At 44.9% G+C, this 20,010-nt stretch carries 23 protein-coding genes; 17 read left to right on the forward strand and 6 right to left on the reverse strand.

The window, feature by feature from the left end; all coding sequences use genetic code 11:
- Nucleotide 1 precedes the first annotated feature (1 nt).
- Together AB6E52_RS05795 and AB6E52_RS05800 are read left to right on the forward strand one after the other, a co-directional pair.
- Nucleotides 2–622: an energy transducer TonB gene (locus AB6E52_RS05795; RefSeq protein ID WP_008219721.1), complete on the forward strand. Its 621-nt coding sequence runs from the start codon at nucleotides 2–4 to the stop codon at nucleotides 620–622.
- A complete protein-coding gene (locus tag AB6E52_RS05800; protein ID WP_102320786.1) occupies nucleotides 619–1,797 on the forward strand; it encodes a lipopolysaccharide assembly protein LapB in 1,179 nt (392 codons plus the stop codon). Before AB6E52_RS05795 ends, AB6E52_RS05800 begins: the two co-directional genes overlap by 4 nt.
- A 129-nt stretch (nucleotides 1,798–1,926) precedes the next feature.
- Here AB6E52_RS05800 and AB6E52_RS05805 read toward each other — a convergent pair whose 3' ends face one another.
- Nucleotides 1,927–2,247 (reverse strand): hypothetical protein, encoded by a 321-nt coding sequence (locus AB6E52_RS05805; RefSeq protein ID WP_017067850.1) that lies wholly within the window; start codon nucleotides 2,245–2,247, stop codon nucleotides 1,927–1,929.
- 343 nt (nucleotides 2,248–2,590) lie between these two features.
- Here AB6E52_RS05805 and AB6E52_RS05810 point away from each other — a divergent pair, with 343 nt between their 5' ends.
- The 9 genes from AB6E52_RS05810 to AB6E52_RS05850 all read left to right on the forward strand — a co-directional run bounded on the left by AB6E52_RS05810 (nucleotide 2,591) and on the right by AB6E52_RS05850 (nucleotide 9,337).
- A complete protein-coding gene (locus AB6E52_RS05810) occupies nucleotides 2,591–3,220 on the forward strand; it encodes a PepSY-associated TM helix domain-containing protein (protein WP_017062546.1) in 630 nt (209 codons plus the stop codon).
- Nucleotides 3,221–3,291: 71 nt separating this feature from the next.
- Nucleotides 3,292–3,810 carry a DUF2271 domain-containing protein gene (locus AB6E52_RS05815; protein WP_017062545.1) on the forward strand — a complete coding sequence of 173 codons (519 nt, stop codon included), beginning with the start codon at nucleotides 3,292–3,294 and terminating at the stop codon, nucleotides 3,808–3,810.
- Between the two features lie 158 nt (nucleotides 3,811–3,968).
- Nucleotides 3,969–4,805 (forward strand): DUF4198 domain-containing protein, encoded by an 837-nt coding sequence (locus AB6E52_RS05820; protein ID WP_017062544.1) that lies wholly within the window; start codon nucleotides 3,969–3,971, stop codon nucleotides 4,803–4,805.
- Between the two features lie 116 nt (nucleotides 4,806–4,921).
- Nucleotides 4,922–5,257, forward strand: coding sequence for a hypothetical protein (locus AB6E52_RS05825; protein ID WP_102320787.1), 336 nt, complete (start codon nucleotides 4,922–4,924; stop codon nucleotides 5,255–5,257).
- Nucleotides 5,254–5,850: a DUF6162 family protein gene (locus tag AB6E52_RS05830; protein ID WP_102320788.1), complete on the forward strand. Its 597-nt coding sequence runs from the start codon at nucleotides 5,254–5,256 to the stop codon at nucleotides 5,848–5,850. Before AB6E52_RS05825 ends, AB6E52_RS05830 begins: the two co-directional genes overlap by 4 nt.
- Before the next feature lie 16 nt (nucleotides 5,851–5,866).
- Nucleotides 5,867–6,802 (forward strand): metal ABC transporter solute-binding protein, Zn/Mn family, encoded by a 936-nt coding sequence (locus AB6E52_RS05835; protein ID WP_017062541.1) that lies wholly within the window; start codon nucleotides 5,867–5,869, stop codon nucleotides 6,800–6,802.
- Nucleotides 6,802–7,536 carry a metal ABC transporter ATP-binding protein gene (locus AB6E52_RS05840; RefSeq protein WP_017064556.1) on the forward strand — a complete coding sequence of 245 codons (735 nt, stop codon included), beginning with the start codon at nucleotides 6,802–6,804 and terminating at the stop codon, nucleotides 7,534–7,536. Before AB6E52_RS05835 ends, AB6E52_RS05840 begins: the two co-directional genes overlap by 1 nt.
- Nucleotides 7,536–8,411, forward strand: coding sequence for a metal ABC transporter permease (locus tag AB6E52_RS05845; protein WP_017070974.1), 876 nt, complete (start codon nucleotides 7,536–7,538; stop codon nucleotides 8,409–8,411). The genes AB6E52_RS05840 and AB6E52_RS05845 overlap by 1 nt, the downstream gene beginning before the upstream one ends.
- Before the next feature lie 2 nt (nucleotides 8,412–8,413).
- Nucleotides 8,414–9,337: an ABC transporter substrate-binding protein gene (locus AB6E52_RS05850; RefSeq protein ID WP_065584939.1), complete on the forward strand. Its 924-nt coding sequence runs from the start codon at nucleotides 8,414–8,416 to the stop codon at nucleotides 9,335–9,337.
- A 114-nt stretch (nucleotides 9,338–9,451) separates the two neighbouring features.
- Here AB6E52_RS05850 and AB6E52_RS05855 read toward each other — a convergent pair whose 3' ends face one another.
- Complete coding sequence (locus AB6E52_RS05855; protein WP_017060973.1) at nucleotides 9,452–9,661, reverse strand: DUF2986 domain-containing protein; 210 nt, start codon at nucleotides 9,659–9,661, stop codon at nucleotides 9,452–9,454.
- 97 nt (nucleotides 9,662–9,758) lie between these two features.
- Between AB6E52_RS05855 and AB6E52_RS05860 the strand changes: the two genes are divergently transcribed.
- Both AB6E52_RS05860 and AB6E52_RS05865 read left to right on the forward strand, forming a co-directional pair.
- The gene (locus AB6E52_RS05860; protein ID WP_017067858.1) at nucleotides 9,759–10,274 is read left to right on the forward strand and encodes a GNAT family N-acetyltransferase; all 516 of its coding nucleotides are present in this window, start codon (nucleotides 9,759–9,761) and stop codon (nucleotides 10,272–10,274) included.
- Between the two features lie 3 nt (nucleotides 10,275–10,277).
- Complete coding sequence (locus tag AB6E52_RS05865) at nucleotides 10,278–10,673, forward strand: nitrous oxide-stimulated promoter family protein (RefSeq protein ID WP_017060975.1); 396 nt, start codon at nucleotides 10,278–10,280, stop codon at nucleotides 10,671–10,673.
- A gap of 108 nt (nucleotides 10,674–10,781) precedes the next feature.
- Here the strand turns inward: AB6E52_RS05865 and AB6E52_RS05870 are convergent, their stop codons facing one another.
- A complete protein-coding gene (locus AB6E52_RS05870; RefSeq protein WP_102320789.1) occupies nucleotides 10,782–12,179 on the reverse strand; it encodes an MATE family efflux transporter in 1,398 nt (465 codons plus the stop codon).
- A gap of 50 nt (nucleotides 12,180–12,229) precedes the next feature.
- Here AB6E52_RS05870 and AB6E52_RS05875 point away from each other — a divergent pair, with 50 nt between their 5' ends.
- Nucleotides 12,230–13,123 (forward strand): AraC family transcriptional regulator, encoded by an 894-nt coding sequence (locus tag AB6E52_RS05875; RefSeq protein ID WP_017060977.1) that lies wholly within the window; start codon nucleotides 12,230–12,232, stop codon nucleotides 13,121–13,123.
- Between the two features lie 134 nt (nucleotides 13,124–13,257).
- Here the strand turns inward: AB6E52_RS05875 and AB6E52_RS05880 are convergent, their stop codons facing one another.
- Nucleotides 13,258–14,409 carry an MFS transporter gene (locus tag AB6E52_RS05880; RefSeq protein ID WP_102320790.1) on the reverse strand — a complete coding sequence of 384 codons (1,152 nt, stop codon included), beginning with the start codon at nucleotides 14,407–14,409 and terminating at the stop codon, nucleotides 13,258–13,260.
- On the opposite strand from AB6E52_RS05880, the gene AB6E52_RS05885 reads away from it, so the two are divergent.
- Nucleotides 14,381–14,620, forward strand: a complete 240-nt coding sequence (locus AB6E52_RS05885) for a hypothetical protein (protein ID WP_017060129.1) — start codon at nucleotides 14,381–14,383, stop codon at nucleotides 14,618–14,620. The genes AB6E52_RS05880 and AB6E52_RS05885 overlap by 29 nt on opposite strands.
- Before the next feature lie 57 nt (nucleotides 14,621–14,677).
- Here AB6E52_RS05885 and AB6E52_RS05890 read toward each other — a convergent pair whose 3' ends face one another.
- Nucleotides 14,678–15,703 carry an AraC family transcriptional regulator gene (locus tag AB6E52_RS05890; protein ID WP_102320791.1) on the reverse strand — a complete coding sequence of 342 codons (1,026 nt, stop codon included), beginning with the start codon at nucleotides 15,701–15,703 and terminating at the stop codon, nucleotides 14,678–14,680.
- Between the two features lie 380 nt (nucleotides 15,704–16,083).
- On the opposite strand from AB6E52_RS05890, the gene AB6E52_RS05895 reads away from it, so the two are divergent.
- Nucleotides 16,084–17,688 carry a long-chain fatty acid--CoA ligase gene (locus AB6E52_RS05895; RefSeq protein ID WP_065584942.1) on the forward strand — a complete coding sequence of 535 codons (1,605 nt, stop codon included), beginning with the start codon at nucleotides 16,084–16,086 and terminating at the stop codon, nucleotides 17,686–17,688.
- Nucleotides 17,681–19,360, forward strand: a complete 1,680-nt coding sequence (locus AB6E52_RS05900) for a GMC family oxidoreductase (RefSeq protein WP_102320792.1) — start codon at nucleotides 17,681–17,683, stop codon at nucleotides 19,358–19,360. Before AB6E52_RS05895 ends, AB6E52_RS05900 begins: the two co-directional genes overlap by 8 nt.
- A gap of 102 nt (nucleotides 19,361–19,462) precedes the next feature.
- On the opposite strand, the gene trxC is transcribed toward AB6E52_RS05900, so the two are convergent.
- Entirely contained in the window at nucleotides 19,463–19,897 is a 435-nt protein-coding gene (gene trxC / locus AB6E52_RS05905; RefSeq protein WP_017060125.1) for a thioredoxin TrxC, read from the reverse strand.
- Nucleotides 19,898–20,010: the final 113 nt, after the last annotated feature.

A 20,010-nucleotide genomic window follows, 5' to 3' on the forward strand; every position in this document is an offset into this window, starting at 1 on the left:
AATGATTCGCCTATTTCTTGCTTTACCGCTAGCGGGTGCGTTGGGCTTAGCGCTGTTTTCTTTCATGGCTTGGATGGTCGATAATGGCCACCAACGTTCACCAGACGATAGCGAGACGTTAAGTTTCAACATGGTGATGGTGGAACAAGAACAAGAAGTTCAAAGAAGACAACGTGCAGTTCCGGAAAAACCAGAAATGCCAGAGCCGCCACCGGAAGCGCAAACATCTCAGTCACAAGCTGAAGTTACGCCTCTGAATTCGATGTCTTCTCTGCCTTCATTGGATTTGAATACATCCATTGATGGCCTAGCGATTAACGCACCGACATTCTCTGATTTTGGGTCAAACCAACAGGCTATGCCTTTGTATCGAGTAGAACCTCGTTACCCTGCGAAAGCGCTTAAGCGTGGAGCTGAAGGCCATGTGATTATGTCTTTTACTATCGATGAAACGGGACGTCCAATTGACATTCAAGTCACTGACGCAAACCCACGTCGTATGTTTGAACGTGAAGCGATGAGAGCACTTAAAAAATGGAAATATCAACCGAAAGTCGTCGATGGAAAAGCGATAGCTCAGGTTGGTCAAACCGTGAAACTAGAGTTTAAGTTGGCAAAATGATGAAACATATATGGATATTAGTGGGCTTGTTGTTAATGCCCCTTACAACACAGGCACAAGAGCTAACCCAATATACTGCTATTCGTGTTCAAAAGGCGCATAAGCTTGCTCAAGATGAACAGGTTAAACAGGCCATTGACGTACTAGCAGGTTTAGAGCTTTCTAAGGGCTACGACAAAGCGTACGTAGCTCGTATGCTAGGTGTTTTTTACTGGCAAGATGGCAAAACCGATAAGGCGATTAAGCAGCTTACATACGCCGTCGATACCAATTTGCTGGTGGATGAACAAGCTTGGATAACGAAGCGTATGCTTGCGGATCTGTTATTAAACGATCAACAGTTCAAAAACGCGCTTCCACATTACTACGAGTTAGTAAAAACAGCGCCAGAGGCAGAAAAGAAAGACGTGCTTTGGATGCGAATTGCACAAGCGGAATACCAAATCGAAAACTGGTCGAAAGTCCTAGTGGCCATCGGTAATCACGACAAGTTCAATTCAAAACCAGAGTTATCACCTCTATCGCTAAAACTGGGCGCACAGCTTCAGTTAAAGCAGTGGAAACAGTCGATTCCTACACTGGAAAGCTTGATTGAACTTCAACCCGAGAAAGATAACTGGTGGCGTCAACTGGTTGGTATTCAACTTAGGTTAGATCGTAATCGTGATGCATTGAACACGTTAGCACTGGCTGATCTACAAGGTGTTGAGCTGAAGAACTCAGATCGCCGCTTGTTAGCGCAGCTTTACGCGAAACGTGGCATTCCAGAGCGCGCAGCACAAGAAATTAGTAAGTTAGATGATGCGAACAGCGATGTTCAACTTCTGGCTGAGCAAGCAACCTACTGGCAGTTAGCGAAAGAGTGGGACAGTGCTATTGAAGTGTGGACGTTAGCGTCTAGAAAAGACACGCAATATCATTGGAATGTGGCTCAGTTACTGGTTCAACAAGGTTACTACGATCGTGCTCTGGTTGTTTTGGATAAAGTGAAAGACAAGAACAAGCAAGCTGATGTTGCTTTAGCGAAAGTACGTTCATGGTACAAGCTAAAGAATCTTGATAATGCTCTTGCTCAAGCGAAACGTGCGAACAACATTGAGCCTTCTTCTGAGGCAAAAGGTTGGATTAAATATCTGACTCAGCTAAGAACAGTGAGTGATAACGGCAACGTCTAACTGCGAATAGCACAACAGAAGACAAGAGAAAGTAATATAGAGAAAAGGGTGTCATTTGATGGTTCAAATGACACCCTTTTTAATTTTGGCGGTTAAAGCTTTTTGAACTTTATCGTTCCAATGCGGCAGTTAAGGCTCGCACATCGTGCCGCTGGACGTAGCACTTTGAATCACGCCGCTGGTATCAGCAACCCAATTAATGGTGCAGTCACGATAAGGGTTTTTGAATGCGTGTACTGTATAACCATTGTCTAACGGTTTCTTGGTTTCAATCCAAGCATAGTTTCGAGACGCCCAAAAACTGATAGGGCGTGACCGTTCGGTGAGATAACGTTCTTGTACATCGGTTATGTCTGAACCGATGTATTCTTGAATATGTTCTTCCGTGCTGATTATTTGGCTGGTGCACGCCGTCACTAGCGCAGCAAAAGCCAAAACAAAAATACGCATTTCAAATCCTTTTAAGCTTCATTAGCTATCATCAAACCAGTGATCAAATAGTCCCAACTTTCTATCCTTAAAGCTACGACTGTTACCTTAAACCCATCTCAATCAAGCATGTTGAGATTGAGCTTTTTTGAGCTTTGACCCTGTTATCAATAACCTCTAATAAAACGAATCAAATCCCTTTAGTACACGTTAGCAAGAATATGCATACAGTTCGATTACTTCCCATGTAATGTTATGTAAATTTCCTTACGCCACTCGGCAAACGTAAACAATGTAAATTGAATGCCAATACGAATGATTATCAACTAAATTGTCGTCATAAAATTTATAGGTATTGGTTTGTATGTCGTTAAAAAGTAGGGCGGTTCAGTCATGGGCTCGTCGACTTCATGTTTATATTTCTATGGCGCTTCTGTTCGTGGTTCTTTTTTTCTCAGTAACCGGTATCACCCTGAACCGACCTGAGTTATTTGAATCAAGCCAACCCAATATCCAACGCTCTACGCTAACGCTTCCTACAAGTTTATTTACGGTTCAAGACGGACGTTTAAAAGCTGACGAGACAGCCTTTGAAACGTTTCTGTTCGAAGAAGCCAACCTCTCCGGCGTTCCTTCTGGTTTGGACATCTATGCAGAGATTGAAGATGGTGAGTTGCTCATCGGTGAGGTATCTATGGACTTCAAAGGACCCGGCTACAACGCTTCCGTTTTTGTTGACGTTACGTCTGAGTTTGTAGAAGTCGAAACCACTAATTACGGCGTTATCGCATTGTTGAACGATCTGCATAAAGGTCGTAACAGCGGTGAAGTATGGAAATGGTTTATCGATATCACTGCGCTATTGATGATCTTCTTTGTGCTTACTGGCGTGTGCTTACTGTTACCTAAGAAAAAGACGCTTAATACTTCCATCAAATGGACGGTGTTTGGGTCTGCAATCTCATTGGTTATCTATTTTGTCGCCGTGCCTTAACGCTTGATTCGATTGATGAATCGGATTGAAGAGCGAACTTAAGGTTAAACGGATTTAAAAGGTTGTTAAAAATGAAAAAAATGAACTGGAGCAAGGCGCTTCTTGCTTTATCTCTTTTGCCAAGCCTAGGTATGGCACAAGCGATTCCTGATACGGCAAAACTGGATGTCAGCTTTGAGCTTCCAAAGATTGATACCTCTATGTATGCACGTCCTTATGTGGCGGTGTGGGTAGAGAATAGCGAACGAAAGTCAGTGAAAACCATCGAGCTTTGGGTCGGTAAAGACGAATGGCTTAAGGATCTGCGCAGCTGGTGGAGAAAGGTTGGCCGTTACGATCGTGAACTGGTTGATGCTGTGACGTCTGCAACACGTCCTGCTGGCCAGTACCGTTTCGTGTGGGATGGTAAGAGCGACAGCGGTGAAACGTTAGAACAAGGCGAGTACACGGTTCATATCGAAGTGGTTCGTGAACACGGTGGCCGTAATTACCTTCGCCAAAAAGTATCACTCGCAGATTCAAACATATCTTACGAATTAAAAGCAACGGAAGAGACGGGTGAAATCACCCTGAACTACATCGCTAAATAGTAAGTGCGAACAGTAACTAGTAAGTGCGAACAGTAACTAGTAAGTGCGAACAGTAACTAGTAAGTACGAACTAAAACCAAGCTGAACAGAATAGACAGTGGTCATCGTAGGCTCAGATAGAGCGACACGGCTAACAATTATAAATAATGGAATTGAACATGATGAAACAGACAAAAATCAAAGCACTTGCTCTAGCGGGTGTGATGGCATTCGGCCTAGCAGCAACGACAACGGCACAAGCTCACCCACGTTGGATTTTGCCATCTCACTTTACTGTATCTAAAGAAGGTGGTGATTGGCTAACGTTCGATGTTACTGCGTCTCACGGTACGTTTGTTTTTGATAAGCCTGCTGGCAGCGAAAATGCTCATGTCATCATGCCAGATGGCCGCAGCGAGCGTCCTAACTTCGTTATTCGTGGCAAGCGTCGTTCAATCTTCGACTTCTATTTTGAAGAAGAAGGTACACACAAAGTGGCGATCAACAACCAGCCGTCTTACTACACGCAATACAAAGCGGGTCGCCGTGACACGGTGAAGTGGATTAAAGCAAACAAAGCTGAGCGTGACTCAGTTCTGCCTGAAAAATCACGTGACGTGGTAACGCAGATCAGCTTCACTCGTGCAGAAAGCTACATCACGGTAGGTAAGCCAACGGATTCAGTGTTCAAAATTGAAGGCAAGCTTCTAGAAATGAAGCCTGTGACACACCCTTCAGATATCGTTGAAGGCGAACCTGTGACATTCCAGTTCTTCTACAACGGTGAAATCCAGAAAGACGTGAAAGCGGAGATTACTCGTGAAGGTACGCTTTACCGCAACCACCAAGAGCAGATTGATGTGGTGAGTGATGAGAACGGTGAAATCACGTTTACTCCAGACGTAGCAGGTCGTTACGTAATGAAAGCGAACTACAAAGGTGAGTTGATTGACAACCCACTGGCAGACAAAGCAAGCGCGAACGTTCACCTAACGTTCGAAGCGCTGCTTCAATAGTCTGTGATATCGGGGCTAGATCCCTGATTAAGAATCAAAAAAACTTAAGGGCTCATTTGAGCCCTTTATCGCTCAGTTTACTTCTGAGAATTTGCACTGTGGCTAGGGTACGAACCATGACAATAAAAACAAAACTTAACGCTTTAATGACTCCTTGCTTAGCATTGGGACTTGGTTTCGCTGCATTACCTGCGCAAGCACACTTTCCACTGATGAGCTGCTGGTTTGAAGGTAAGACTGTTGCTTGTGAAGCGGGTTATTCGGATGGCAGCAAAGCGATTGATTACGCAGTTGAGATGTACGATTACGAAGACAACTTGATTGCAAAAGAGATGACAGATAAACGTTCTATCGTTGAATTCCCACATCCTGACACTGAGTTCTACCTTGTGTTCGATTCAGGTCATGAGTTTCCAGTTGAAGTTGATGTTGTAGAGATCAGTGAAGAATGATGATTCAAAGCGTACGTGCTGATACGGGCGGCAGAGAGGGCAAATGGGTAGGACTGATCATTGTGTTCATCCTTTGCTTTGCAACTGTCGCTATCCCATTTCATCAGGCTGAATCCCACGTTAAAGCAGTGCTTGATCATCAAATTCTAGTGACTGATGTTGAACAAGAAAACTTGGCGATGCTATCAGAGCTGCGTTTAGCGCATGAAGAAATCCGTGACCTGCGCATGGACTCAGATGGTGAATGGCCGAGTGTTGCATCACTTAAAGATGAATGGGTTGCCCCGTTTGTAGAAGATCAGAGTTGGAAGCGCAAAGGTTCTCATGCTTGGGTACTGGACGAGCGTGGTTACTATTTCTCTGCTCTAAGTGAATCTGCGACACCAAGTGAACAAGCTACGCCTACCGATCATGGTTTTGCGGATTCCTTTATTTTAAATGCGAACAGCGTTTCTCCTGAAATCTGGATCTTCTTGGGCGGTGTAGCGAAACAGCCCGCTACTTTTGACCAACACACGCTAGAGTCTACGGGTTGGAAAATGGTCGTGAACGAATCAGAAATTGAAAAGCATCATGAAAGCGATGCTCACTAATAATAAGAGAATTACTATGCGAATTATGACTCTGTTCATGTCGTTATTAGCGGTGTTCATGGCACCCAATGCATTGGCAAAAGAATATAAGATCGACAGCAACAAGCTGACGATTGGTATCACGCTTCAACCTTACTACAGCTACGTAAAAGCAGTAGTAGGCGACAAAGTGAACATCCTTCCTTTGGTTGATGCCGGCTTTAATCCGCATAACTACTTGCCACAACCGAACGACTTGAAGAGATTGAGCCAGATGGACGCCATCGTGGTAAACGGTATTGGTCACGATGACTTCGCGCTTAAAGTGATTTCAGCCGCGCAACGTGATGACCTAGTCGTGATCGAAGCAAACAAAGAAGTGCCTCTACTTCCTGCTCTTGGTCAGTCTGTTGGTCAAGGTGCCGTTAACCCACATACCTTTGTTGGGCTTTCGACAACAATTCAAAAGGTTTACACCATCGCGAGTGAGGTCTCTAAGCTCGACCCTGACAACGCGGCTTTTTATCGTAAGAATGCACGTAAATACGCAAAGCAATTTCGCTTTATGAAGCGCGATGCGATGTTGTCATTAGGTGAGTTAGATACTTCAGGTATGAAGGTCGCGACTACACATAATGCTTATGGCTACATCCTTCAAGAGTTTGGTGTGGATGTTGCGGCAGTAATCGAGCCTGCACACGGTGTTGAACCAAGTGCTAGTCAACTGCAAGAGACGATCGAGAAGATCCGCGCATCAGGCATTGATGTTCTGTTTTACGAGTTAAACATGCCAAACCGTTTTGTTGACACAATTGAAGCGGAAACAGGCGTTCAGCTTTATCGTTTTTCTCACATGACGCACGGTGAATATGAAGACGATAAAGTCGAAGTTGAGATGAAGAAGAACCTAGAGACGTTAATCGAAGCCATGAAATTTGCGGCGGCGAACCAAGCTAAAAGCGGGAACGCATAATGTTAGGTCCATCAATCTCAATTAATAAACTCGGTCTGCAATACGATAACAACGTAATTCTTGATGATATCTCGCTCGAACTTAAAGCGGGCGAGTGTCATGTGATCATGGGGCCAAACGGTGGCGGTAAAACTTCATTACTGCGCTCTGTGCTTGGCCTTACGCCTTTCTCTGGCCAAATCAATATCCACTGGCCAGAAAAGCAGAGTATTGGTTACGTACCTCAAAAAGCGACCTTCGAGTCTAGCTTGCCTTTGACTGTAATGGACTTCGTACTGCTTAACCAAACACGAATCCCATTGTTTTGGCGTCGTAAATCTAAGCAATTGGATCTTGCACTCGCACAATTAGATCGCGTTGGTATGGTTACTCGTAGCGACCGCCGCATGGGACAGTTATCGGGTGGTGAGCAGCAACGCGTGCTGTTTGCCCAAGCGCTATTAGATAACCCAAGTCTACTGGTGTTGGATGAACCAACCACGGGTATGGACGAGCAGGGCGTTCGTTATCTTGAATCGTTAATTCGTGAATGTGTTAGTGAAGGTCGTACGATCCTTGCGGTACACCACGATGTCACGGCAGTGCGTCGACTCGAAGCGAACGTACATGTTGTGAATCGATTCTTGGTTGATAGTGGCCCACACGAACAAGTCTTACACCCAAGTAAAATCGAGAGCCTGTTCCAGCACTACAGCAGTGGCTCTGCGATGACCAAATCGAAGGAGGTTGCGTAATGGATTGGTTACGACAACTAGCCATTAGTGGCGTGGAAGCGGGCTGGTTATCAGACAGTTTCATGTATGCCTTCATGGTCAATGCTTTGGTTGCAGCGTTACTACTTGGTCCTCTGTTAGGTGGTCTGGGTACTTTGGTGATTGCTAAGCGTTTGGCTTTCTTCTCTGAAGCGGTAGGCCACGCGGCATTAACCGGTATCGCTATAGGTGTGTTGCTTGGCGAGCCACCAGAAAACCCAATTATTGGTCTGTTTAGCTTCTGTATGATCTTCGCGCTGCTTCTTCACTTTGTAAGAAACAGAACCAATGTGCCATACGATACTTTAGTTGGCGTTTTCCTTGCTTTAGCACTGGCAGTGGGTGCGGCATTGCTGATGTACGTGGCGCGTAAGATCAACATCCACATGCTTGAGAACGTACTATTTGGTTCGATTTTGACGGTAACAGACCAAGACTTAGCGATTCTCGCAGGCAGCTGCGCGATCATTATTTTGCTCTTGATACCGACGTTCAACCGTATTCTTCTAACCTGTATCAGCCCTGATATTGCCAAGGTTCGTGGTTATAACACCAGTTTCTACGACTACTTGTTTGTCATGATGATCACCTTAGTGACGATTGCAGCGGTGAAGATCGTAGGTGCTGTTCTGGTTGGTGCATTATTGCTGATCCCAGGTGCGACAGCTCGCTTGTTAACTAAACGCATGGGCAGCTTTGTATTGCTGTCGGCATTACTGGCAACAGTCGCGTGTTTAGTTGGAACCGTCTTACCTATGGAATTGAAACTACCAGTACCTTCGGGCGCTTCGATCATCATCGTTTCAGCGACATTTTTCCTAGCGGCAACGCTATACCGGATTATAAGAAAGGCATAATCATGACCTCTTTAATTAATCGTATCTCAAGAACAGTGAAGGCTATTACTAAAGTTGGTGCCGTTAGCAGCCTATGGTTGGCCGGCTCAATGGTGTCTATCAGTGCTAATGCCGAGGATATCCTTACCAGTACGCCTGTGACTTATGCTTTGGCGACAGAGCTAACCAAAGGCACAGACATTACCACCGAATATCTGCCACCAAAGCGCTACGGCATTGATCGTCTGCCAAACTGGTTTGGTACTAAAGGCGCAAGCAAAGTCCTTCAATCCGGCGAAAAGGCGACCGTAGCATTAACGCTGTCATCTATTTGGCAAGCTGATCCTACATTTGTATACGCAAGACAGGGCAATATCCGTTTGGTTGAAGTGGATGCGGCTCAAGCGATTACACCGCGCGCGCAAGGTGTAGCTGCGCTGACGTTATCAAATGGTGAAGTGTCTAAATACGCGTGGTTAAACCCAACCAATCTAACGCGTATGGCGGCAATTGTGGCTGATGACTTTAAGTTGTTGTGGCCTGCGCAAGCTGAAACGATTGATAGCAACTTACAACGTGTGATGTTGGATGTTCGTGAACTGATCAACAAGCAGCAAGCAGTATTGCTCGACAATGACGTAGATTCAGTATTGTTGCTTTCAGAAAGCTTGGAAGATTTCGCCTCTGGCAGCCAACTGTTTGTTGAAGAACGCATGTTCAAAGCTGAACTGGAATGGACAGAGCAGGACAAAGCCAAGCTTAAAGAGATGTTTTCGGAAGATGATGCTCTATGGTTAGTTACAGCGAAAAAGCCAAGCAACTTGATTAAATCATTGGTACCGAATGAGCGTATCTTGGTAGTGGATTCTGTTGATCGTTGGGGCAGAGCGGGAATCAACGCAAAAGCACCGTTTGCCCGTTGGGAAGTGCAGCCATTCAAAGGCTAACCAGCGCGATTAAAAATGGTAGGATCAAAAAAGCAGCCCAATTTGAGGCTGCTTTTTTGTTCTTGTCTGTTGGCTCTGAAAAGAGTGTCAGACAAGAGGACTGCGAGTATAAACTTACTCTGCAGCTTTTGTCTCTTCAGCTTCAACAGTTGCTTCTACTGAACCTTCAGCTTGCTCTTGAGCTGCTTTCGCTTGTTCTTCAGCTTCCATTTTTGCACGGTCAGCTTTAGAGATGTAGCGAGGCTTGTTGCTACTATGCAGTTTAGAATTCGCCTGTTTCTGCTTCTTTTTTAGAATTTGATTGATTTTTTTCTTACGGTTCATTGCTGCATAGCCTTGTATTTAGTTTAGGCGGTGGAGGATAATCATTTTAGCTCTAGAACTCAATATTTACATGGTATTCAGCAAGGAAAATATCACTATGCAGTCAGTCGAGACCGAACGTTTAAGATTAAGAATGATCACACCTCAAGATGCGGCGTTTATTCAACGACTATACAGCTCAGAAGATTTCCTGCGTTACATTGGTGATAAGGAAATCAACGACACTGAAAAGGCTGTCGAGTACATTGAAAACAACATTCTTAAGATGCATGAAGAGAAGGGTGTCTGTTTGTTGATGGTTGAAATCAAAGAAACTTCAACGCCAATTGGTATCTGCGGATTAATAAAAAGAGACACCTTAGCGTCGCATGATATTGGCTACGGGTTTGCTCCTGAGTTTTATGGTCAAGGCTTTGCCCAAGAAGCCGCGGAGGCGATAATTGAACAAGCTAAGCAGAATGCTGATATCGATCATTTAGTTGCCATCACTACCTCTGATAACATTCGAAGTATCACACTACTGACTAAGTTAGGCTTTGTGTTCGAGCGAGTTGAAGATGTGATAAGCGAAAGCGTTAATCTCAACCTGTATGGTTTCTCATTAGGTAATTAAAACATGTTCCAACATAACAATATTCTACAAGGTGAGCTCGCAACGGAGTACAAAACCGTTATTGCGATGGTGCACATCTATTGCAAAGATCACCACGGTGAAGTTCGTCAGAATAACGCGTTATGTGAGGAGTGTGAGCAACTGTTGCGTTACGCCGAAACACGACTGGATAGATGTCCTTATGGCGAAGCAAAACCGACCTGTAATAAGTGTCCGATTCATTGCTATAAACCAGACCCGAAAGAGCAAATGCGATTGGTGATGCGCTATGCCGGGCCAAGAATGCTACTTAAGCATCCGATATTAGCGATTCGACATCTGATTCATGAGAAACGGAAAGTGCCTGAAAAGCCGTTGCCGAATGTGTCGAACCGCCATATCCGAATGAACAAGAAGTAAGTGGCGCTTTAAAGTAATTTCTAAAGAAATGCAAAAGGTCTGATTTCTCAGACCTTTTTTATGTAGATACGTTTTATCTAAGTTTGAATATAGCCAGGTAACTGAAACTTACGCCGCTTGAGGCTCTTCGTAGGTCACCGTTAGGTTGTTGATCCAGCGTCGGCTCAAATAACGGTGTGAACAGATGGTCAATTTCACGACTTCTTCTACCAACATTAGACCATAGATGTATTTAAAGTCCCATTCAGCGACAAACGCGCCGTAAACACATACTGGAATGCCCACCATCCACATCGCGATGAAATCCATGCGAAGGCAGAACGCATTATCACCACCAGCACGAATAATACCGTTAATGATCACCATGTTGAGCATGCGAATCACGACCGCAAAGCACATGATCATCATCGCAGGTGAAGCAAGCGGGTATAAAGCGTCTTTGGTCAGGTTTAGCCATGACAGAACGTGCTCTTTACCCATAAACAATAGCAAGCCTACAACCGCACCAAAACCAACCACGGCTTTGATGAACGTCAGACCCATACTCATAGCGTCATCAAACTCATCACGACCGAGTGAGTGACCAAGCAACACGGAACACGCTACAGAAATACCAAAGAATATCGAGTAACACAGCGACTCAAAAGGCGCGAGCATAGAGAACACAGCAAGTTCCGTTGTGCCCATGTGACCGAAGATCATTTGGTATGCCATAGTACCCATTGCCCATAACACGGCATTCATCGTTAGTGGCAAAGCAATACGACGGTAAGACAACCATAATGACGGACGATGTGGTGAGCTAGGCGTGGTTAACAACCAGTGTTTACGCATGCGCATATAGCCATACATCAAACCCACTTGAATCAAGCGCGCTAAAGTGGTTGCCAATGCCGCACCTGCAACGCCCATCGCTGGAATACCGAAGGCACCTTTAATGAGTACGAAGTTAAGTGCGATGTTGAGGGCAATCGTGACCGCACCAAGCAATAGTGGTGTTACGGTGTCACCTGATGAGCGCATGCTTGCTTCTACCACGACCACAATGTGAGTCAGAAGAAGGACAGGGAATCCATACCACAGGTAAGTCGCGCCAAGTTCAATCACGGTTTGATCGCTGGTCTGCAACATCATTAAAAACTGAGAACCAAGAGTGATGATTGCAGTAACAGGCAGCAGAACTTTTAAGCCAAACACCATTGCGATAGATGATACCGTTCGCGCGCTTTTTCGGTCGTTCTTTCCCCAGTATTGAGCGACTAATGTTCCGTTTGCTGAGGCCAACCCTGCCATAATCATAATAGCAACGAAGTGCCATTTTGATGCAATTCCCACAGCCGCAGCTGCTTCCATACCATAATCACTGACCATTAATACGTCAGCAAGGGCAAGAATAGCGACAAGCGCACTTTGTAAAGCAACAGGTAAACCCAGTTTAACGATACGAGGTAAGATGCTCTCTGGCTTGTTATTCATAGATGAGTTAGGGTTGATGTTAGTTGTCATAAGCTCTCCGATTTATGGCAGAACTATAGTGATTTGAGCGAAGTAACAACATGTTTAAAAAACAACAAAACCTGTGCGAATCCGTCATTGATTCAATGAGACCAAAATCAACTTGGCATGATGATGTTTTTCTCGCTGAACAGTGCAAAGAACGTTTTTTGACCGTTGAAGATATTCCAGAGATGAAAAGCTTTGGTGTCTATATGGGCGGCATGGCGAAGCTATATGATGGCTACTGGGTTGAGCGCGAATCCGTTAATGTTCATACGTTGATTTTCACTATGGAAGGTGGCGGCATTCTAACAACCGCAACATCGGTCCAAGCGATTACACCTTATACACTCGTGGTGCTTCCTGCTGAAACCCCATTTCGTTTTGAACTCGATCCTCAATATAATTATTGGAAAATGGCGTGGATGCTGACGCCTGACACCAAGCAATGGCAGCACATAGCAAGTTTAGGACAGGGGATTGTGCCTTTTGGAGAGTGTGAGCAGATCTGGTCATTAATGAACTTGGTTTACTTTGAGATAGGCGGTAGAGCCAGTTACCGTAAGTTACTCTTGAGTGAAATTATCCGAACATTGACGGGGTTTGAGCCTAAGTCGACCAGCACCACTGCACGTGTTCAAGCGCTCTATAACGAAATTGAAAGTAGTCTGCATCAGCCATGGACAGTGGCAGGGATGGCTGAAAGAGTGTTTATCAGTGAAGAGCAACTCAATAGAGTCACCAAGACGCTATTCAACCTCTCACCACGCAGTAAATTGATTCAATTACGCATGGACAAAGCCACCAGTCTACTGAAATATCAAGATTGGTCAGTTTCTATGATTGCTAATCGCTTAGGCTACAAAGATCCTTATAACTTTTCGCATCGTTTCAAAAAGCATTTCGGTTTATCACCCAGTCAATATCGAAAGAGCCATCGACTTCTTGGTTAGCCTTGCACGATGAAATGAGAAGTGTGGGAGAAGAAGGTTACATATAGGCATGAGTTGAAAAGGGCCCTTCGCTTAGACATAAAGTCTGAACTCGGAGCCCTAATGACACGCATCTAGTGTCTGTCTATTTAAGCTTACTCGCCTGCAATCTGTAGGTGAGAGCGCTTTAGGCTAGCAATCAACATGTAGATCGTTGTAGCAAGTAGAGACGCGAACAGGTAAGTGAACAATCCTGCTTGTGAATCCATAAAGCTGTCTGCAATGATTGGTCCCGCAACAGAACCGATGCTGTAGCAAAGTAGCATGATTTGAGTCACTGACACCAAGTAGCTTGGGTCAAGGTTACGGCAACCTAAGTTAATCGCGATTGGGTATAGCGCAAATGTGGCCATGCCTAATACGAACAAGCTCATGCCTAGTACGTAGAAATCGTGATTGATAGTCAGCACACCAATGCTTGCAACCCCTAGCAGGCAGAACAAAGCCATTAATAACACTTGTCCTACGTGGTGAGATAACCAAGTCACCATCGGCTGTACAGCCATACCACCCATGATAACCAAAGCCATCAAACCACCAATGTCTTCGTGTGCAATGTTACGTTGAGCAAGTTCAACTGGCATCAAGCCGTAAATCGCACCTAGCGTTAATCCGGAAACAATGCAGCCAATTAGCGCGCTGTGGCTTAATTTGCTGATCTGCTTTAAAGACAAAGATTGCGCATCGTGGATCTGTGGTGGAGTTGCTTGTCCGTACATCAGCACAATGATCGCACCAAACAGAAGGGTGAACATTGCGATGAAAGGTACGCCACCAGTAATACCTAGGTAACCGATACCAAGCTGACCAACTGCAGAACCGCCGTACAGTGAACACATGTAGATAGCGAGACGTTTTGCGCGTTGTGACTCGTCGCCGCTCATTAGCCAAGACTCTACAATCACGAAGATACCTGCAACCGCCACACCAGCCACAAAGCGAGCTAGTAGCCATACTGCTTGGTGTGGGATCAATGGCAATACAAGGATCGTTGCGATGAACACACTCAATGCGATGACGAACGCGTCTTTGTGGCCAACACGCGCAATGGCACGTTCAATCAATAATGTACCAGCCAGTAGACCTGCATAGAATGCACTCGCCAACCAACTCGATAGATCTTTGTCTAAGCCATACTCAGACAGCATTAATGGTAATGAACTCATTAAGTAGCCTGAAGCGATCGCGTAAAAAGACAATGCAATAACAGGAACAGTTATGCGAGTTGTTGGTTGGATGTTGTCCAATGCAGGAGCCTCTGATAGTAAAAGAAACGATGAATTTTCCGCGACTATGGGGGAGAAACTGAATTGGGTAAAACAAATAAAAATGGTCGTTAAGATAAAAGAAATTTATCGACCAACTAAACTAAAATACGGTTGCGATATTTGGTGGTTTGGCGAGATTTTATGCGGGCAAAAAGTCGTTAAGCCGTTGTTCATTGGTGGTTTAATTTAGAAAAAGATTGCAGCGTGATTGTCTTTTTATGATTTGGATTGAGTGGGATTTTAAGTGTTAGACCGTTTCTTTACGGTATTGACGTGGCGAGCTTCCACTCCACTTACGAAAGGCATGACGAAAGTTAGCGCTATCAGAAAAGCCAACTCGTTCAGATATCTCTTCAATACTCATTCGAGTTGAAGAAAGGTAGTGCCGGGAAAGGTGAAAGCGAACATGGTCCAGTATCTTCTGATAGCTCGTATCCGCTGCTTTCAGGTGACGACGCAGAGTTCGAGAAGACATGCCCAGTTCTGAAGAAATGGATTCTATAGAAGGGTAACATCCTGGCCTTTCAATCAGCATCTGAGAGACTTTCTCTTTGAGGCTACTGGGTGCACTGACTTTTGCCAACATGTCATCACACGATTTTAAGCACATCTGTAAAGTGATGGGGTTGGCGGTAGGAAGAGATGAATACAAGGTGGTTGCGTCGAACTCCCATTCAAGCCGGTCACTATTGAATTCAACCGGGCAGCGGAAAATCTCTGTGTATAGATCGCCGTATTCAGGTTTTGGATAGGGGAAGCGGATCACTTGAGAAGGAAAGGGCTGCTGTAAGACCTCTTCGCACAAACTGTGTATCGCCGCGAACCAGTATTCACAACAAAAGGGCAGTAAAGAATCGAGTTCGATAAGTTGCTCTGCGCGAAAGTAACCAATGTTGTCTTCTACAGACATGGTTTTCCTGAGGACAGGGCCAGCAAGTTGCAGATACTTAAACCCGATTAAAAAGGCATCGAGTAGTGTTTCGCTGCTAAACACCGCATAACCGAGCACGCCGAAATCGCTGAACCTCGCTTGTTGGCCAACTTTAAGCCCCAATCCGTCTTCGTTGGAATTCGCTAACGCATTACTGAACACAGCAAGCTTTTGCGCCAAAGTGATGTGTGTATCGGGTGTGTTGAGTTGGAGAGCATCGATGTTACTGCCTTCGAGCAACTCTTCGATACTGAGAACAGGCGACAGGTAACGATGCAGCAACTGAAGATCCAGAATGCCGAATGCTTGCATGTCGGGTTCGTAAACTGCGGTGTATTCCATAAGCTGCCTCTTCTTGAATATCGATATCTTAACCGAACTTTTAACATTTACGCCTGTTGCTTGTTCTCACTTTCGCAAGCTTGTTCCAAATTTTGGTTTATGTGTGCAAGGTTTTATTGGGCTTACACAGGTCGTGTCCGAATATCACCGGTTTTTGTCTTTTTGAAACCTGTTCGAAATGTTATCGAAATGTTATCGAAATGTTGTAATTTATTGGGCTGCACATTGGAGCGTCTCAAACATTTTGCTCAATAACGACTCTTATCTACATGACACACCAATGTGCAGGCTCGTGATGACAAGAAAGAGACTTATTACAACGATTAGAACGTCTACGGTGACCGTCACAAACAGGTCTAAGCCGCACAAGGAGATCATGGATGCACAATCTTGCTGTTAATTTGGAGCGTAGCGCTTCGCTTTTTCCAACTAAAGCCGCTCTGCGTATGGGATCGGATGAAATCAGTTTTTCTCAGTTAGAACAACTTTCTGGAAACGTGGCTGCTAACTTGAAAAGACTTGGGTTGCAGAACGGAGATAAGGTAGCGTTGTCATGCCCGAACGTGACTTACTTTCCGATAGCCTATTACGGGATTCTAAAAGCGGGTTGTGTAGTCGTGCCTTTGAACGTGCTATTCAAGGCCAGAGAGATCGCTTATCACCTTAATGACTCTAACGCGAAGGCCTATTTATGTTTTGACGGCAGTGAAGAGCTTCCAATTGGTCGCTATGGTTTACAAGGTTTTGAGCAGGCAAACCACTGTGAACACTTTGTCGAGATGCCTATCCCAACAAACACAGACACTACTTTAGAAAGTAATGGGGAGCATGAATCAATCGCTGATTGGTTGGCACAACCTTTTACTCCTTTTGAGTCTGTGGCTTGTCATGGCGATGATACCGCTGTGATCCTTTATACCTCTGGCACGACGGGTCAACCAAAAGGGGCTGAGCTTTCCCACACCAACATGCAAACCAATGCGATGTCGTCACAGTATCTAATGAGATTGGAGTACAGCGACACCACAATGGCTACACTGCCTTTATTTCATAGCTTCGGTCAGACGGTGATGATGAACGCGAGTGTGCTAACAGGGTCCACCATGGTGTTGATTCCTCGTTTTGAACCGTCATTGGTTATTGAACAGATCATTAGCCATAAAGTCAGCGTGTTTGCGGGTGTTCCTACTATGTATATCGCGCTATTAAAGGCGGGAGAAGAGTCTTCTGATAGTTTAGAAAACACAAGCAAACGCTCTGAACAGGTTAAACACAGCTTGAGGTTAGGTGTTTCTGGCGGTGCTTCTATGCCGCTTGAGGTTATACGACAGTTTGAATCTCGTTTTGAATTACCAGTCTTAGAAGGTTATGGGCTCTCGGAAACGGCGCCGGTTGCGACCTTTAATCATATTGATGGCGATCGTTTATCGGGTAGTGTCGGTCAGCCTTTATGTGGCCACCTCATCAAGATTACTGATATACAAGGCAACTCTGTCGCTATGGGTGAACTCGGCGAAGTCTGCATTAAAAGCCCAAGTGTGATGAAAGGCTATTATCAAAGGCCAGAGGCGACAGCTGAATCTATTCGTGATGGTTGGTTCTTAACGGGAGATATCGGTCGCGTCGATGAGCATGGCAATTTGTTCATTGTTGACCGTGTTAAAGACATGATTATTCGTGGTGGGTACAACGTTTATCCACGTGAAGTCGAAGAAGTGTTGATGTGTCACCCCGATGTCGAAATGGTCGCGGTGGTAGGCGAGCATCATGAACATTTAGGCGAGGAGATCCACGCGCATGTGGTTCTTCACGAACATACGCAATGTGATAGTGCCGCCTTGATAGCATGGTGTCGTGAGCAACTCGCCGACTACAAATACCCGCGTAAGGTATTCATTCGTAAAGCCTTACCCATGACAGCAACCGGAAAAATCTTGAAGCGTGAGTTACACCCACTAGAAATAGCGGAGATGGCAAATGGATAGTTATGATTTTATTATTGTTGGCGGTGGTTCAGCTGGGTGTGTGATGGCTTCTCGGCTGTCGGAAGATCCTGATGTGACGGTTTGCTTGTTAGAAGCGGGTGGTAAAGACACCAGCCCATTCATTCACACACCCGTTGGCGTGGTGGCGATGATGCCAACCAAACTCAATAATTGGGCATTCGAAACGGTTGAACAGCCGGGTTTGAACGGTCGTAAAGGCTATCAGCCTAGAGGTAAGACACTTGGCGGTTCTAGCTCTATCAATGCCATGATGTACGCTCGTGGACATCGCTATGACTACGATAGATGGGAAAGCTTGGGCAATGCTGGCTGGAACTATGAATCCTGTTTGCCTTACTTTAAGAAAGCAGAAAACAACGAAGTCCACCAAGATGAGTTCCATGGCCAAGGTGGTCCTCTTAATGTGGCCAATCTTAGATCGCCAAGCCCTATGTTGGAACGTTATTTAACGGCGTGTGAATCGATAGGTGTCCCTCGCAATGAGGATATTAACGGCGCTGCTCAGTTTGGGGCGATGCCGACGCAGGTAACACAGCTGAATGGTGAACGATGCAGTGCTGCCAAGGCTTACTTAACGCCAAACCTTTCACGATCGAATCTCACGGTCGTGACTAAAGCCACCACACATAAGGTTTTGTTTGAAGGCAAGAAGGCGATTGGGGTTGAATATGGTTCTAGCGGAAAGCGTTATCAGATACGATGCAACAAAGAAGTGATTCTTTCCGCTGGCGCGTTTGGTTCTCCCCAATTGCTGTTACTGTCTGGTGTCGGTGCTCAAACTGAACTAGAGACACATGGAATCGAACAGGTTCATGAATTACCTGGAGTGGGCAAGAACCTTCAAGATCATATCGACTTAGTACATTCGTATAAATGCAGTGAAAAGCGTGAAACTTTTGGTATCTCGCTGCAAATGGCCTCTGAAATGACCAAAGCCTTACCACTATGGCGCAAAGAACGCCGCGGTAAAATGAGCAGTAATTTTGCAGAGGGAATAGGCTTTCTCTGTTCCGAAGATCATATCGCTGTACCGGATTTAGAGTTTGTATTTGTGGTCGCTGTTGTAGATGACCATGCTAGAAAAATTCATACCAGTCATGGCTTTACCTCTCATGTCACCTTATTGCGACCGAAGAGCTACGGCACCGTAACGCTCAATAGTAATGATCCCTATGATCCGCCTAAGATCGATCCTGCGTTTTTCAGTCATCCTGAAGACATGGAGATCATGATTAAGGGCTGGAAGAAGCAGTATCAAATGTTAGAGAGTTCCGCGTTTGATGATATCCGAGGCAATGCTTTCTACCCTGTGGACGCCAGTGATGACAAGGCTATCGAGCAAGATATTCGCAATCGTGCAGACACTCAGTATCACCCGATCGGGACCTGTAAAATGGGACCTAGTAGCGATTCTTTAGCTGTGGTAGATAAAGATCTCAAAGTTTATGGATTGGATAATTTGAGAGTCATTGATGCTTCTGTGATGCCGACACTGATTGGGGCAAACACCAATGCACCAACCATTATGATTGCTGAGAAAGTCGCAGATCAAATCAAACAGCAATACGGGTTTGGCAAGCAAGAATCTAATATTCAAGCGAAAGGCGAAGCTGTAGTTTTATTCAAGAAGTTAGGTGATAACCATAAATAAAACAGTAGGTTAGATAGTCTTGATTTGGTAAGACTCTCTAACCTATTTTTGTGTGCTTACTTAGAATTAAGTAATGCTAAATCAATAGCTTAACCAATAGTATTACTTAGTTAGTGCTTGATTAAGCCACTGATCAAATTGACCTTTTGGCAGTGCACCGTTAATCGTATCAACACGTTGACCGTTCTTGAACACCATCACCGTTGGGATGCTTCTGATTTGATACATAGCCGCCAGTTGCTGTTGAGCTTCGGTATCAATTTTAACAAATCGAACATCGCCAGCGCGCTCTTTAGCGACATCGCTAAATACAGGTGCGAAACCTACACATGGGTTGCACCATGTCGCCCAAAAATCGACAACGACAGGCTGTGAACTGTTCAAAATTGATTGGAAATTCAGTGACGTACCTTCGATTGGTGCACCGTCTAGAAGTGCGTTTTTGCACTTACCACAAGTAGGGCTTTCTGAAATTCTTTCTGAAGGAACTCGGTTTACGCCACCGCAAGAAGGGCAACGTGTGTTGAATGTAGACATAACTTTCTCTTTTTATTGCGTCTCCGTGCCTAACGCGATTTACGAATCATGTACGGAACGCTTATACTGTTTAAAACAAGAATAAGATACTCAAATAAAAACAAACAATAAAC

Origin of the sequence: Vibrio sp. 10N.247.311.13 (assembly GCF_041467595.1) — a bacterium.
GTDB lineage: Bacteria > Pseudomonadota > Gammaproteobacteria > Enterobacterales > Vibrionaceae > Vibrio > Vibrio crassostreae_C.

Excerpts from the sequence above, each read along its gene's own strand:
- AB6E52_RS05795 (WP_008219721.1), top strand. The coding sequence starts at position 2 with ATGATTCGCCTATTTCTTGCTTTACCGCTAGCGGGTGCGTTGGGCTTA.
- AB6E52_RS05800 (WP_102320786.1), top strand. The coding sequence starts at position 619 with ATGATGAAACATATATGGATATTAGTGGGCTTGTTGTTAATGCCCCTT.
- AB6E52_RS05805 (WP_017067850.1), bottom strand. The coding sequence starts at position 2,247 with ATGCGTATTTTTGTTTTGGCTTTTGCTGCGCTAGTGACGGCGTGCACC.
- AB6E52_RS05810 (WP_017062546.1), top strand. The coding sequence starts at position 2,591 with ATGTCGTTAAAAAGTAGGGCGGTTCAGTCATGGGCTCGTCGACTTCAT.
- AB6E52_RS05815 (WP_017062545.1), top strand. The coding sequence starts at position 3,292 with ATGAAAAAAATGAACTGGAGCAAGGCGCTTCTTGCTTTATCTCTTTTG.
- AB6E52_RS05820 (WP_017062544.1), top strand. The coding sequence starts at position 3,969 with ATGATGAAACAGACAAAAATCAAAGCACTTGCTCTAGCGGGTGTGATG.
- AB6E52_RS05825 (WP_102320787.1), top strand. The coding sequence starts at position 4,922 with ATGACAATAAAAACAAAACTTAACGCTTTAATGACTCCTTGCTTAGCA.
- AB6E52_RS05830 (WP_102320788.1), top strand. The coding sequence starts at position 5,254 with ATGATGATTCAAAGCGTACGTGCTGATACGGGCGGCAGAGAGGGCAAA.
- AB6E52_RS05835 (WP_017062541.1), top strand. The coding sequence starts at position 5,867 with ATGCGAATTATGACTCTGTTCATGTCGTTATTAGCGGTGTTCATGGCA.
- AB6E52_RS05840 (WP_017064556.1), top strand. The coding sequence starts at position 6,802 with ATGTTAGGTCCATCAATCTCAATTAATAAACTCGGTCTGCAATACGAT.
- AB6E52_RS05845 (WP_017070974.1), top strand. The coding sequence starts at position 7,536 with ATGGATTGGTTACGACAACTAGCCATTAGTGGCGTGGAAGCGGGCTGG.
- AB6E52_RS05850 (WP_065584939.1), top strand. The coding sequence starts at position 8,414 with ATGACCTCTTTAATTAATCGTATCTCAAGAACAGTGAAGGCTATTACT.
- AB6E52_RS05855 (WP_017060973.1), bottom strand. The coding sequence starts at position 9,661 with ATGAACCGTAAGAAAAAAATCAATCAAATTCTAAAAAAGAAGCAGAAA.
- AB6E52_RS05860 (WP_017067858.1), top strand. The coding sequence starts at position 9,759 with ATGCAGTCAGTCGAGACCGAACGTTTAAGATTAAGAATGATCACACCT.
- AB6E52_RS05865 (WP_017060975.1), top strand. The coding sequence starts at position 10,278 with ATGTTCCAACATAACAATATTCTACAAGGTGAGCTCGCAACGGAGTAC.
- AB6E52_RS05870 (WP_102320789.1), bottom strand. The coding sequence starts at position 12,179 with ATGACAACTAACATCAACCCTAACTCATCTATGAATAACAAGCCAGAG.
- AB6E52_RS05875 (WP_017060977.1), top strand. The coding sequence starts at position 12,230 with ATGTTTAAAAAACAACAAAACCTGTGCGAATCCGTCATTGATTCAATG.
- AB6E52_RS05885 (WP_017060129.1), top strand. The coding sequence starts at position 14,381 with ATGCGAGTTGTTGGTTGGATGTTGTCCAATGCAGGAGCCTCTGATAGT.
- AB6E52_RS05890 (WP_102320791.1), bottom strand. The coding sequence starts at position 15,703 with ATGGAATACACCGCAGTTTACGAACCCGACATGCAAGCATTCGGCATT.
- AB6E52_RS05895 (WP_065584942.1), top strand. The coding sequence starts at position 16,084 with ATGCACAATCTTGCTGTTAATTTGGAGCGTAGCGCTTCGCTTTTTCCA.
- AB6E52_RS05900 (WP_102320792.1), top strand. The coding sequence starts at position 17,681 with ATGGATAGTTATGATTTTATTATTGTTGGCGGTGGTTCAGCTGGGTGT.
- trxC (WP_017060125.1), bottom strand. The coding sequence starts at position 19,897 with ATGTCTACATTCAACACACGTTGCCCTTCTTGCGGTGGCGTAAACCGA.